Source organism: Maribacter dokdonensis DSW-8 (genome assembly GCF_001447995.1).
GTDB classification, from domain to species: Bacteria; Bacteroidota; Bacteroidia; order Flavobacteriales; family Flavobacteriaceae; genus Maribacter; species Maribacter dokdonensis.
The window spans coordinates 814,496-829,306 of sequence record NZ_LDPE01000001.1; the positions used below are offsets into that span (position 1 = coordinate 814,496).

At 28.7% G+C, this 14,811-nt stretch carries 12 protein-coding genes; 11 read left to right on the forward strand and 1 reads right to left on the reverse strand.

Annotated elements, in window-relative coordinates; translation table 11 throughout:
* Nucleotides 1–22 precede the first annotated feature (22 nt).
* Nucleotides 23–742, reverse strand: coding sequence for a hypothetical protein (locus tag I600_RS03730; RefSeq protein ID WP_058103152.1), 720 nt, complete (start codon nucleotides 740–742; stop codon nucleotides 23–25).
* A 742-nt stretch (nucleotides 743–1,484) separates the two neighbouring features.
* Between I600_RS03730 and I600_RS03735 the strand changes: the two genes are divergently transcribed.
* The 11 genes from I600_RS03735 to I600_RS03790 all read left to right on the forward strand — a co-directional run bounded on the left by I600_RS03735 (nucleotide 1,485) and on the right by I600_RS03790 (nucleotide 14,810).
* Nucleotides 1,485–2,738 carry a tyrosine-type recombinase/integrase gene (locus I600_RS03735; protein WP_058103153.1) on the forward strand — a complete coding sequence of 418 codons (1,254 nt, stop codon included), beginning with the start codon at nucleotides 1,485–1,487 and terminating at the stop codon, nucleotides 2,736–2,738.
* 9 nt (nucleotides 2,739–2,747) lie between these two features.
* The gene (locus I600_RS03740; protein WP_058103154.1) at nucleotides 2,748–3,485 is read left to right on the forward strand and encodes a hypothetical protein; all 738 of its coding nucleotides are present in this window, start codon (nucleotides 2,748–2,750) and stop codon (nucleotides 3,483–3,485) included.
* A 190-nt stretch (nucleotides 3,486–3,675) separates the two neighbouring features.
* Nucleotides 3,676–3,972 (forward strand): helix-turn-helix domain-containing protein, encoded by a 297-nt coding sequence (locus I600_RS03745; protein WP_058103155.1) that lies wholly within the window; start codon nucleotides 3,676–3,678, stop codon nucleotides 3,970–3,972.
* Entirely contained in the window at nucleotides 3,969–4,298 is a 330-nt protein-coding gene (locus I600_RS03750; RefSeq protein ID WP_058103156.1) for a hypothetical protein, read from the forward strand. The genes I600_RS03745 and I600_RS03750 overlap by 4 nt, the downstream gene beginning before the upstream one ends.
* Nucleotides 4,295–5,512 (forward strand): primase-helicase family protein, encoded by a 1,218-nt coding sequence (locus I600_RS03755; protein WP_058103157.1) that lies wholly within the window; start codon nucleotides 4,295–4,297, stop codon nucleotides 5,510–5,512. Before I600_RS03750 ends, I600_RS03755 begins: the two co-directional genes overlap by 4 nt.
* Nucleotides 5,513–6,540: 1,028 nt before the next feature.
* Nucleotides 6,541–7,107, forward strand: coding sequence for a hypothetical protein (locus tag I600_RS03765; RefSeq protein ID WP_058103159.1), 567 nt, complete (start codon nucleotides 6,541–6,543; stop codon nucleotides 7,105–7,107).
* A gap of 3 nt (nucleotides 7,108–7,110) precedes the next feature.
* On the forward strand, nucleotides 7,111–8,097 hold the full coding sequence (locus I600_RS03770) for a DUF4407 domain-containing protein (RefSeq protein WP_058103160.1): 987 nt from the start codon (nucleotides 7,111–7,113) through the stop codon (nucleotides 8,095–8,097).
* 169 nt (nucleotides 8,098–8,266) lie between these two features.
* Nucleotides 8,267–8,851 (forward strand): RNA polymerase sigma factor, encoded by a 585-nt coding sequence (locus tag I600_RS03775; RefSeq protein WP_058103161.1) that lies wholly within the window; start codon nucleotides 8,267–8,269, stop codon nucleotides 8,849–8,851.
* The gene (locus I600_RS03780) at nucleotides 8,844–9,929 is read left to right on the forward strand and encodes a hypothetical protein (protein WP_058103162.1); all 1,086 of its coding nucleotides are present in this window, start codon (nucleotides 8,844–8,846) and stop codon (nucleotides 9,927–9,929) included. Before I600_RS03775 ends, I600_RS03780 begins: the two co-directional genes overlap by 8 nt.
* Nucleotides 9,922–11,061 carry a hypothetical protein gene (locus I600_RS03785; RefSeq protein ID WP_058103163.1) on the forward strand — a complete coding sequence of 380 codons (1,140 nt, stop codon included), beginning with the start codon at nucleotides 9,922–9,924 and terminating at the stop codon, nucleotides 11,059–11,061. Before I600_RS03780 ends, I600_RS03785 begins: the two co-directional genes overlap by 8 nt.
* Nucleotides 11,062–11,114: 53 nt before the next feature.
* The gene (locus tag I600_RS03790; protein ID WP_058103164.1) at nucleotides 11,115–14,810 is read left to right on the forward strand and encodes a CHAT domain-containing protein; all 3,696 of its coding nucleotides are present in this window, start codon (nucleotides 11,115–11,117) and stop codon (nucleotides 14,808–14,810) included.
* The last annotated feature ends 1 nt before the right edge of the window (nucleotide 14,811 follow it).

Sequence of the window (14,811 nt, forward strand, 5' to 3'; positions counted from 1 at the left end):
GAAGTTGAAATAAATTTGGTTGTTATCTCATTTCAACCATTACCAAACCAAAACCTACTTGTAAAGTAAGTAGCCCCGTGGTAGTTCCTACTAGCCTTAGTTGCACATCTTGTCTTGCTCCTGAGTCTATTTCTGTCCATGCAGTAGAAATCAATCCATCAGTAGATATCGAAAATCCAGGTCCAAAACCTACACTGTCCAAGTATTCCCAATTTGCTCCATTATCAGTAGAATACTGCATGGCAATATCCAATGTGCCAGTAGAAAGCGTTAGTCCGGTAACATTAGCAATAACCCTAACTTCCCTAACATCCGTAAAGTCCATTTGAAATCTGTAAATATCCCTACCTAGCAAGTCGGTTGGCACAATTCCGCTGAGATCTACCCAACCTGTAGGTGTTATACCTGATAAAATAGTTACCGCCGATGTGGTTGTTCTATTGTATAATTCAAATGCCGTACCTTGTACAAACATCACACTATTATCTATATCAGAATTGTACACCATTAATCCATCAGCAGGATTAACCAAGGCATCAATTTGGGCAGTAGTCATCCTAGGAATAAGCAAACCTCCTGTTGTTGATTGGATGTCCAATGCGGCAGATGGGTCTGGGGTTAACGTATTAATACCAACTGATTGAGCATTACTCAGGTTAATAAGAAAAATGATGAATAAGGCTGCAAGAAGATTCCTTAAAGACCCCAAAAGATTGATTACGATTACATTGGTTGATTTCATGACAATAATTATTTTTTAAGACATTTTTTTACAGTATGTAATTAATTACTAATCACTTTGTAAGAAAATATAACATTTAATGATTGTCAAAAATGAATTTTATAATTGTTATTATTATACTAATTGTTGTCAACTTTGTTTTTTTTGTGGTGTAATCTAATTTTACGTGTGTCTGTTCATCGATAAAGCAATGTATTTCAACGCATTTCAGCTATACACCCTTAAACCCAATTTTTGCATATTTGTTGTCAAAACCATCTACAGAAAATTAACTTGTAAGATTTTTCTATTTTTTCTTAAGTATTTATTTGTAAGAATTAAAAGAAAGAGAATCATTAAATAATAGATAACAACAACATTATTTAACCTTTACAAACGCTAGCAGGTATTTTCTAAAGAACAAAAAACACCTATGTAGCCCTATATATTATATGAAAAGTAGTAGTTGAAAAAAGAAACACTATACTATTGACATCAATAAAATTATAACTTTAAGAATAGTTATATTGGCAAGTAACAATGATATAGTTATAGCAAAAAAACAAAGCCCCGTAAACATTAGCTTACGGGGCTTTTCTGCGGAGAAAGAGGTTATTGAACCTTTTTACACTAAAACATGCTTAATATTAATAAATACAGGGCATACCAATGATTATTCAAAATTTTTATATCTTAATTATAAGCTAAAAACATAATTAAATATATCTTTACTGTCACCTAAACTGTCACCTAATAACGTAATATGAGATATACATTTAATCTTAAAAATTCGAAATCAACAAGTGACACCCCCATTTTCTTTTCCACTTATTTTAAAGATGAGGGAAGAAAATTTGTTTATTCTACTGGCGAAAAAATTAACCCAAAAGAATGGGACTTCAAGTTGAGAATTCCTAATAACACCACAGGTAGGTCAAGCGAAGCTGAAAGACATAGAACTATAAAGCAACAATTAGACAGATACTCTAGTTACTTTTTAGACCTTGTTGGCAGGTACAAGAATATTAACGAGCCTTTAGATATAGAAACTACCAGAAATCATTTTGACAATCACTTCAAAAAAACTAAGCCCAAATCAAATAGATTCTTCGAAGTCTATGAAATTTTCTTAGAATCTAAAAGGAATGATAAATCGGGAGATGCAAATACTTCAAGCACAATTAAAAGGTATGAATATAATAAAGATTTATTTATAAGTTTTCAAAATCATTTAAAGAAAAATTTAAACTTAAATAAGTTTGACAAAAATGTTTATAATCTATTTCTAGACTATTGTATCACCATTAAAAATCATTCCTCAAATACGCTTAGAAGAAATGTGGGTTTATTAAAAACTTTTTTAAACTGGGCTTTTGAGAATGCATACACCCATAATATAGCATTCAAAAGTTTCAAAACACCTACTGCTTTTGTCACGGATGAAGTAGCATTAACGATGGACCAGGTTAATCAGATTTATGAGAAAGACTTTTCTAAAAATAAAAAATTAGAAAAAGTAAGAGATTTATTTGTGTTTGGGTGTTCTACCGGAATGAGATACGGTAATTATTCAAAAGTGAGAGCAAAAGATATAATTGATAATTGTATATCAGTTATAGACAACAAGGACCAAAATAAACAACTAAAAATCCCCCTAAACAAAATATCAAAAGCTATACTTGAAAAATATAACTATCAACTACCTGTAATTTCAAGTCAAAAATTTAATGTTTACATCAAAGAAGCAATTGGGGATGTAGATGACTCATATAAAGAGAAAATAAAGAAAACCACAAAAATTGGTAATAAAATAATTGAGGAAGACATAAGGTTTTGCGACAGAATATCTAGCCACACAGCCCGTAGAAGTTTCATTACTATTATGAAAAACAAAAAAATTCCTGATAAAATTATCATGGAATTTACAGGGCATAAGAGCCTAGAGATTTTTAATAAATACTACAAACCTAACGAGGAAGATAAAAATGATTTTATGTCTTCTGTTTGGAATAACTAAAAACAAATAATGGACAACGAACAAAAAAAAGTAAATAACTTAAAGGACATCGCTAAAATAGTCCTTGAAAATACGATACTTAAAATTGATATAGAAGGACAAAGTAAAATGAATGAGGCATTACTAGAAAAAATTGAACTAAACCAAAATAAGTACAATGAAATTTTTATCGAAAATGGCAAACTAAGATTACAAATTGAATTTATAAAAGACGAACTAAAAGCGAAAAACGTAGATGAAGTTTTATCTATTATTCGCAAACTTAAAGACACTTTAAAGGATAGTAATTTTCATAAAAAGCAATATGAAACTTTGGTACGTGAAATAGATTACGTTCCGGTTAATCAGTTTAAAAAATTAATGTGGGGAGATAATTATCCTTCTCTAAAGGCACTTTTCGACTATTTACAAAAAATGAATTGCATTAATATTAATTGGAGTTGTTTCGCTGATTATATGGATTACTATAGTTTAAATAAAATTAACCTTCAATCTATTGTTCTCACCAAAAATGATTTAGGATTTATACTAGCCAAAATCGAGCCTTTTTTCTTAGAAGAATTTAAAGGAAAAAAAAGTAAGTATCACAACAGCATTGCTCGAAAATTTACAATTGACAACGTTCAAATAAACACTTATTTCAAAGAAAACTATATAAGGTCTTATAAAACTGGTTCTGTACCGAAAACTTTAAGAGTAAAAGAAATAGAAGAATTAGTACTAAATATTGCCAGCAAGTATAAATAAATAATGTTTTTACTCAATTTTATTTTAACATCCTGAGTTCCCCCTCATTATATTTTAAAAAAAGCATTCCAAAAACAACACAACGTATTCATTTACAGATATTTAATATTTTTCAATAATTAACTTTTCCTCCTTTTTCCCTCTTCTCATTCTTTAAAATCTTTGCTGCAAGCATTTTAAAATAAAAAGAATGAAAAAAATTGTAGTTACTACAACCGAAGAATTGGCATTTATGATTAATAAATCTGTTGATGCCCAATTTACACAGCTGAAAAAATTTATGAGCGAACAGTTAAACCCTCCTAAGAGGAAATACACTGTTAAAGAAGCAGCGACGAAATTTAATGTTACTGATTTAACTATTAGAAACTGGATCAAAAAAGGTTACTTAAAAGGCGATAAAATTGGCAGAAGAGTGCTTATTGATGCTTCTGAGCTTGAAAAATCCCTTACCGAAATCAAATCACTTAAATACAAGAGATTATGAATTCATTTTTTCAGCAACACGGCTTTTCAATTGAAAACATTGAAATTCAATTAAGACAAATTACATCTCAAATCGAATTTAATAAAACTAAATACCCCTTGGATGTTGAAGCTAACCTATTCTTTGACTGGTGTCTTAAAAGATTCGATATAATTATCGGTCTAGTAAAATTTAATCCAAGATTTGGATGGTCGGAAATTCAAAAAGAAATGGACAGGTTGTTTCGATTAGACAATAGCTTGACAGGATTTCAATTGAATTTAGACTTTGCAATAACCGATACACCTAACAGAGCATTAATAAAAAGAAATTTTTCAAAATTATGAATATACAACTTAAAGAAAAGCCAACATACATACGCATTGGCACTGAATATTATAAAATTGTTGAAATCCCATTATTTAGTGGTGATAGTTTAAAAACCATTAAAAAATGGAAGAAATCAGAAATCATTACTGACGAAGGCAGAGATGCATTGAGTAGTATTAAAAAGTATGACGGCTTTTGTTTTATTCCTTCACATACAAACTATCAGCAAGAAATTAAGAATTTTTACAATCAGTATGAGGAAATAGATATAAAACCTAAACCGGGAGATTTCACTGAGACCATAAATTTCCTAACACATATTTTTGGAGAGCAATTAGAAATAGGTTTGGATTATTTAACCATTATATGGCGTTATCCCACACAGATACTCCCCATTCTATGTCTTGTCAGCGATGAGCGACATACCGGCAAGACAACATTTCTAAACTGGCTAAAACTCATTTTCCAAGGCAATATGACCATTAATAAAAATGAAGACTTTAGAAGTCGGTTCAATGCCGATTGGGCGTCTAAATCAATAGTTGCAGTTGATGAAGTACTCCTGGACAAAAAAGAGGATAGTGAACGTATTAAAAACCTTTCTACTGCAGTTAGCTACAAGACAGAATCCAAAGGTGTAGACAAAGTAGAATCTTTCTTCATCGGTAAATTCATATTATGTTCTAATAATGAGACAAATTTTATACAGGTTGATGAAAAGGAAATTAGATATTGGGTGATTAAAGTACACACCCTACCACAGGTTAACGGAGACCCAAAATATTTAGACAAACTCCGTTTAGAGTTGCCACATTTTATCGACCATTTAAACAAACGTAAAATTTCCTCGCCAAATAAAACTAGAATGTGGTTTACAAAACAGCAAATACATACCACGGCTTTAGAAAAACTAGTTAATGGAAATAGAACGTATTTAGATAAAGAAATACAAGAGATCATTTTAGATGATTTTATAAAGTATGAAGTTGATGAGATAAGTTATTCACTTGGTGATTTAGTAGACAAACTCTCAAAAAATAATATAAGAACATCTACTTTTAAAATTTCAGATGCATTAAGGACAAAATTCGGGCTAACCAGCACTAATGGCTCATACAGCAAGTACAGTCTAATATTGAATAACAAAAATGAATATATTGTTGTAGCAGATAAGTCAAAAGGTAGATATTTCACCTTCTTGAAGAAAGATTTAGAAGAATCGATACAATAATAGCTGTTGCAATGTTGAATTAAATTTTAAAACTATGTACGCCAAATACTTAGAACACAACTTTTAGTCAACAATGAATCGACAATCAATAACATATCAATATTTTGCATGTTGACAAGTTGTTGACTTAAAGTTTATTTTAAAACTCCTTATCTCATTACCCTCAAGGTATTATTCAACAATTCGACAAAAAGATATAAAACTTTAAATTCATAATTTTATAACTATGTGCGTTACACAATTTTTTACAATTTCTTTCTAGCGAACAGAGCCTACCTAGTTTTCACGTTCGAAAACTATTGCCTACCCTAAGTTCCATCCTAAAACAACCATCACCAACCCAAGCCTACCCAATGTATTATACTTAAATAACCATCACCCACCATAGCCTACTATAAATTCTACCCTGATATATCCATCAATTACCCTAGCCTACCCTAAGTTCTACCGTGAAACAACCATCACCTACCCTAGCTTACCCTAAGTGCTACCCTTCGCCACACCATACATCAACCATTACCCATCCTAACAACCCTAGGTACTGCCATTTTAAAACCATCACTTAACCTTATTTATTACTAGTCATTTTTCTAAAAAAATTAACAGCGCATTACTTGATTATAATTCTTCTTTTTCATGTTTAAAAAAAAATAAAATAATATCAAGGGTTACCTTTTAATAAATCTGCTATTAACTATAAAACAAACCATAATTCTAAAAAAAAATGAATACAGCAGAGAACAAAAGTATTATTCAATTTAACACATATCAGAACCTTTTAAAAACCCCTCAATGGAAGAAAAAGAGAAATTTGATTTTGAGCCGCGACAAAAATCAATGTCAAAATTGCACTAGCAACAAAAACCTACAAGTACATCATAGACAATATCATTTCAATCAAAATCTAAAGAAATTTATTAATCCTTGGGAGTATAATAATAAATACTTAATAACTCTCTGTGAAAAATGTCATCACAATGGACATACTATATTTAAAGTTCCTGTAATCAATATAAAAAATAAATAAAATGAGCATTTTAAAAAACATCTTCAGATTTAAAACAGATCAAAAACCAGAATTAGAAATGAACTTAACTAAAACAACACAACCATCAAATTCCAACACGTTCCCGTCTAAGGACTTATTTATAGAGGAACAGTATCTTGATGAAAAAGAACAACAGAAAGAATCAGTAAATTTAATTACACAATATTTAGATAAGGACTTTTATCAGTTAGGTGTTACTGAAGGTTTCACTATGCACTCAAATGAAGCTGCCCAGTCAAGAATAAAAATTATTAAATCAGATTTTCGAAATATTCTAAATCAATTAATGAATAAAAACAGCGAAAATATTCTTAAGCTTAAAAATACTGCCATAGAAGTAGCGGATATTTCTAAAGAGTTAAAAGAGAAAATTGAAAACCAAATAGAATTCTTAACCGAAGAAAATTTAAATTTTAATCAAGAAAAGATTTATTCTGCAGAAGGTGAAGGTCTTGTAATGTCTGCTATACATAACTATCGCCAAGGCTTTACTTCTGGATTAAAAAGTCATTTAGACATGGAAAACCTATTAATAAAAAATAATTAAAAGATGTTAAAACTATCCTCAGCCATTATTGGCGAAAATTACAGCAACGTTTCGAATTTTCAACCATCAAGTAAACGTAAGGTTAAGCTTTTAGCTACTTGTTTAATGATACCAGTAATTCTATGGTTTATAACAGGTTTTTTGACTAGCAAAATAACGATGAACCATAATTTACCTTTAGCCATTACTATAGGTATAATATCTGCTTTCTTAGTATATCTAATAGAAAGAACGATAATACTATCTGGTGGTGGATGGATTATATTAATATTCAGAATACTTCTTGGTTTTATAATTGCTAGCCTAGGTGCAGTTACTTTAGATATTGCAATTTTCAAGAATGACATTGACAATAAAATAAATAATTATAAACTTGAATATTTAGATTCCATAGAACAAGATTTTCAAATATTGCACTCAACTGATTTAGATAATAAAGCACTACTTGTAGAAAGAGCGTATCATGACTCACAGAAAGCACAAAAAAAATACGTTGACGAGCTACAAGGTAAAAAAGGTAATAGTAGTGGCTTAAGTGGAAATGGAGCAGTTGCCACAAAACTTGGACTAATAGCTGAGACATCGCTTAAAAAATATTTACAACAAGAAAGAGAGTTGCAAAATATTAAAGCATCAAAAGAACTAAACCTAAGTGATAAATTAAATCAAGCTAGTATTAATTTTAATGCTGATGGGCTTTTGATAAAAATCAAAGCGCTCAATGAGTTAATTGATGAAGATTCAAATCTAAAAAAAGTTTATATTTTGTTTACTTGCTTCATTTTTATGCTAGAATTTATCGTTGTTATAGTAAAAACAACGAGTAAAAAATCTGTAGATGAAGAAATAGAATCTTTTAAAGATTATTCTACTCTATTAAAAATGAATCAGTACAAAAAACTGTTGAGTAGTAGTGACCATGCTATTGTTAATTTACCTCAAATTGCAAAAGCTAATATGCTATTAGAAACTACTAGACCCAGATATTGATTTATAGAATCTTTGAAAATGAGAGTATCAATTTTTAATTATTTAGAGGTTAATTATGAAAGAACTCTAATAAAATAAAATTCTTCAGTCATAAGTAGAATGATTTATTTAATTTGCTATCACGTTCAAAATATTGAACAATTACGATTACAAATAAAATAAATCTATAATGTCTGATAAAGAGTTAATAGAATTAATTAAGGAAGACCACGACTACCTTGGCTACATTTATAAAAACAATAAAGATTATTGTATTTCATTTTTGAGAAATATGTTTCCTAAGACAAGCTCTGATGATTTGAACGATATTTTTCAAGAAGCCATCATCATTTTATATGAAAATATAGTAAATGATGATTTTCAGTTAACATCTACTATTCAAACTTATTTAAATTCTGTTTGTCGATTTCAAATATTAAATAAATTCAGATCTGATAAAAAAAAGGTAAATCACGATAATAACTTTGAGATTATTGTTGACAAGTTGAATTATGACAACTCTATTCAAGATAGTTTACAACCCATAGAGCAGTCCGAAGAAACACAATTTAACGCAATAGAAAGAGCTTTAAAGGCTATTGAAAAAGCCGGAGGTAATTGTTACGAACTGCTCACTTTATTTTGGTACCATAAGAAATCAGTTGAAGAATTAACTACACATTTTGGTTATAGTAACAGTTCGAATACTAAAAACCAGAAGTATAAATGTCAAAAAAGATTGCAGAAACTAGCAATAAATTATCAAAATGGATAGTAAAACAAAAGAGATAGTTAAAGAAATTTTCTCGCCCATATTAAAGGATTATTTTGAAACATTTCCACAGAATATAGATTGGTCATCCATAACAAATGCTTTTTTATTTTATGAAAAAGACGCGAAACTAGTATACACTGAAATTTATAAACTAGAACCAAAAGACCCAGAGATATTAATTACACAGTTATCAGAATTATATGATGAATTTGCCAATCAAATGGCTGAACAATTTGTTTTAGATAGTTCTAATTCCGATTATGAAATATTAAACAATGAAACTAATTCTATATTTAAAGAGAAAGTAGAATTTTACAATGTTTTTAAAAATGTAATAACTAAAGTAGAGCGTAATAGAATTATAAATAAACTACCCAATCTTGCGGAGCATGTAGATTTTCTATTATCTGATAATGATATTGAAAATGCTATTAAAAAAAAAGGTCGTGAAGATTTAAAGGTTAAGTTTAATAAATGGGATATAGAACTTAATAAAGATAAAAATTATACTGATTATAATGTAGGAAATTTAGAAAATGAAACATTAGTAAATGAACCTGCAATTGATTACAAAAGCGAGTATAAAAAAATAAATCCAAAGGGTAAAGTAATCAACTTATCAATTATTAAATATGCTGTAGCAGCATGCGTAATTTTAGCAATAGGTATATTTTACTTCAATAAAAATAACAACAAATTTAGTGACCCTCCAATAAAAAAATATGAACAATTATCTTTTCAATCAATTCAAGTTATTTCAGATAAAGGTTTAGGCTATTCGAATTCATCAAATGATCATAAAATAAGACTTATTTTCGAAAACCCCTCAAAACAAAACAAACCTAAAAAGGATATATTAGATAATGATTATCTATTTGATGGAAAAACATTAATAATCTACACTGAAATAGATTCGCCAGAAATAAAAATCATTCAACTAGATGAGGAGAATAAATATTTAAAATTCAACGATAATTTTTATGAACTTAAATTACATACAGATCCAGTAAACATGAAAGTAATTAATGATAATAATATTACTGAGCAATTAGAAAAAATAATTTTTATAAATGAATAAATTAATCATTTTAATATTTACTTTTTTCTATTGCAATTTTACTATTGCCCAAGAAGATTTATCTAGCACTGACCAAATTACGGAAGTTTTCCACCAACTTGTTTCTGCTTATGGAAACTCTAAAACTTCACCAAAACTTAAGATTATATCAACAGGAAAGCAAAAAACTCCAGCAATATATTTTGCGTCTCCTACACCGACCATTAGAGTAGATAATAATTTAATTCAAATCTGTAGCCAGTTTGGAAAAGATAGCTCAAGTGCTCTTTCTATTATTCTATCCCATGAACTTGCTCATTATTATGACGACCATACATTTTGTACTGATTTTGCGTTTGCGATTAGAAAAAACAACACTTATTTAAGTGGCAAATTAAAATCATTGAGTAAAAATGAAAAACTAGCCTTAGAAACTGAAGCTGACCACAAAGGTTTATTCTATTCTTGTATTGCAGGTTATAAGCCCTTTAACATCTACCCAAAATTATTAGATGTAATCTATAGCGAATATCAGCTAAGTGAAAATATAGAAGGTTACCCAACTAAACAGGAAAGAAAAGATATAAGTTTAGTAGCTGAGATAAAAGCTAGTAAACTTAATACTCTTTTCTTAAAAGGTTTAGCTTCTATTAAAAAAGGAGATTACGATGGAGCTATTGATAATTTTAAAACTTTAAACAATTATTTTCCCTCACGTGAAAATTACAATAATCTTGGTGTAAGCCGAACATTAAAGGCACTATCTTTTATACCCATAAATAGATTATCAGCAAAATATCCTAATCGTTTTAGCTACCCATTAGCTTTAGATAAAATTAGTAGATTAAACCAACCTAGTAGCTCAAGAAATCTATATGAAATATCTAATGCTGATATAATTGCGTTGTTGAAACTTGCTCAAAGAGATTTTGAAAAAGCAATAAGTTTAGATGAAAGTTACACCAAAGGTTATATCAATTTAGCCTGCGTATTTGAACTATTAGACAACCCAATGGCATCTCTTGGTAAAATAAGAGAGCTCCCTGCAAAAGAGCGCAAAAGCAAAGAAGCATTAAGAATATCTGCTATATCATACTACTCTTTAGATCAGAAAGATAAAGCCGATGCCATTTGGAAACAACTAAAATTATGATTTTCCAAAAATTCATATTATTAGAATGAATTTAAATAATAACCTGTAATTGAATGAAGCTAAAATTAATTCTTACCGTTACTGCTTTTTTCTGTATTGTAAAACTTGGCTACGCCCAGGACTGGCACAAGTATTCAGATTCTATAATTAGTAATTTTAGAATTAATAATTATTCTAGAGCTAAAGAATTTCTTTCTTTAGCTGAAACAGATATAAAAATTACCGGACATAACACGGATACTATATATGCAGATTTCCTGTATAGAAAAGGTCTAATACAATATTTACATAATGAAAGTCCAATAAAATCTTTTGACGAATCCTTAAGTATTTGGAAAAGTTCTAATAATATAAACTACTTAAAATTAATTAGAATATATTATTTCTATGGAGAGCATTTACGATTAAACGAAAAATACCTCGAGTCCTACAAATACTATAAAACTTGTTATGAAATTGGCAAATCCCATAACTTAGAATTTACTGGCAATTTCGAAGGTTCACTATACAACTTATGCCTTATTGATTACTGGGAAAATGAAAACTATGAAAATGCCGAAAAGTGGGCATTAGAATATATTGAACTCAAAAAAAGCACTGCGTTTAATGAGTTTAACTTTTCATACGTATCTGCACATCAGTATGCAAATATGCCAGAAAAAGAAATTGACATTCTTGAAAAATATTTAGACTTATACATTAAAAATAAAATAGATTCTCCCAGTACACTTTCATTAATTCATATCAAATTAATGAATTCTTACTATCTATATAATGACAATTATTTAGAGGCTATTAAATATGGGGAAAAAGCATTAGAAATAATTAATGCGAATGAATTAGCTGACGATAATTTGAATTTGATTTATGGTATATTAAGCTCTTCATATCATCAAATTGGTGACAATATAAACGAACATAAATATGAAGAACTTGAAAAATTAAATTTATCTAAAAATAGCCCTATTGATTATTATGATGAACTAAAAAATTTAGTGATTGCTGAAGAATTTAGCCAATTTGAAACAAAATTTACTGAATATACTGCGATTCTAAAATTACAACAAAATTACAATGAACTATTAACCATATATTCCATTGCCCTAACTCTATTTGAAAAAAGTATAATTTTTGATGAAAGTGAAATTACCATATTAATTAAAGAATTAAATGAAAACCAAAATTCGTTAGATAATGAGCATAGAGTTTACCTCAAAATGTTATCGGCAGAGTTCTCTTTCTTTATTAAGGATTTTTTAAAGGCACTAAAAATTTGTAACGAAAATCTATACTCGGAGGATATTGATATGAAATTAATGTTCTATAGAATCAAAAGCTTATCTGAAGCCTTTTTAGGTTTACCTACCTCCAGACAATCTATTTACGAAACTATTTCTATAGCTGAAAAGGCATTTGGAGAATATAACCCTCAGACACTGGAATATGTAATATTACCTTTACTAACTAACACGTTAAATAATGATAATCAAACTGTAGAAATTGCAGTTAAAGCCTTAGAGATTATATATAATAATAATTTAGAGCACACAATGGTAGCTGCTCAATTTTGGCAAGGAATGGCCAATGAAGCTGGCTTAAAAAACAATTTGTTGGATGCTATTAAATACTCTCAACAATCCATTACTATTTGTGAAAAATTAGGAAAGGCAGCGAATCCGATGAATTATTATGCCAGCCTTTTAACTAATAGTAATGCCCATTTGCTAAGTGGTAATATTGAAGAAGCAAAAGAGAGTTTAGATAAAGCAAAGTTATATATTGATGGACAATCAAATATGATGGATGTAGCATATGCTGACTATCATCATTATTTAGGTGATTTTTACTTTTGGCAAGATAAATTCCTTAAAGCAAAAGAAAATTACATTACATCTCAACGAATTTATGGTCCAACTCTGTCAAAAGGAAGAGACTTAAATTTAATTCTATGTGATTATTTCATTAATATGAATGTGGAAATTACTATAAATAGACTTGAAGAATACTATGAAAAAAATGGTGATATTACAAAAATTTCAAAATTAATTTATTTATTAAAATTCAATACGGGCAATACAGAAGAAGCTAAAAGATTACTTTTTAAAAGTCTCGATAAAATCATCAACGACAACAATGATTACTTTCATCTTTTGAGTGATATTGAACGTGAAAATCTTTACTCCAAATTTACTGACGAATTTGAATTTTTAAACTCTCATCTATTACTTAATAAAACGGAAGAGTTTTTAATAAAATATATTAATCACAGATTATATCTAAAGAATTTACTATTCGACAATAGCTCAAAAAATTTAATCCAAAATGAACAATCCGTTGAGTATTTAAATTTACTTAAGAAGAATAATACGCTGATTAATAAATACTATGAAAATCAAAAAAATGGGAACTTTTTAAGTGAAATAAACCAACTCGAACAAAAAAACAGAGAAATAGAGAAATTTTTATCAAAATCAGATCATACAAATGAGAGAATCTTTATTGACGAAATAAAAGATAATTTAACACTAACAAATGCTTATGTTGAAATTATTAGAATCAATAAGCAGTCCAAAAGTGCTACAAAAGATAAATTAAATATTATCAATCAATTTACAGACTCTATTAATTATGGAGCTATTATTATTAAAAAAAATAAAGCTCCTAAGTTTGTTTTAATCAGTGATTCTAATGATTTAGAAAAGAACTACCTAAAAGACTTAAATACATATTTAAATGGGAATAATAAATACAAAATAGACACCGATAATTACTCAAAATTTTTTAAACCAATTGATGATGAATTAAGCGATGTTGAAAGTATTTATTTAGTTACGGATGGAATTTATAACTCTATTAACCCTGAGTCTCTTTTTAACACCGAAAAGGATGAGTACGTAATTGATTATTTAAAAATCAATAGAATAATTAGTGCGAGAAGTTTAATAGAAAAAAAATCCATCAATAAAATTGATGTCTTAACTGCCGTATTAATTGGCAATCCAGAGTTTGAACTAGAAAAAAAAGATTTCTCAACTTACCAAACTCTTATTTCAAATACTGAAGTTAATCTGTTAAGAGAAAGCTCCGGCGAAGAAAATATTGGCTATTTACCAGGTACAGAAAAAGAAATTAGCACTATACAACAAATTTTAAAAAAGTCGAATTATAATGTTAACACATTCTCTTCAAAAAATGCTACCGAGGAGAACCTAAAAAATATTAACTCTCCAAAAATACTTCATCTTGCAACGCATGGTTATTTTCTCAACTCTAAAAAGGAAACTAACTTAAAAGATTCCTTTATGGGTATCAAAACCAGTTATATAGAATCCAATGTGTACTTAAAATCAGGATTACTATTTACTGGCGCTCAAAATACTCTTGATGGTGAAAAATTTAATTTGGATTCGGAAAATGGAATCTTTACAGCAGAAGAAGCTAAAAATCTAAACCTTAGAAATACAGAATTAGTTGTTTTAAGTGCATGTGAAACAGGTTTGGGCGATAATCAAATAGGAGAAGGAGTTTATGGACTTCAAAGAGCATTTATGATTGCAGGTGCTAAAGGTGTTATCATGAGTTTATGGAAAGTAGACGACACTACTACACAAAAATTAATGGAGCTTTTTTATATCAATTGGATTGAAAAGGGCATGACTAAATACGAAGCCTTTAAAACTTCAAAAATTGAATTAAAGAAAGATTATCCAGAACCATTTTATTGGGCTCCATTTATACTTATAGAATAAC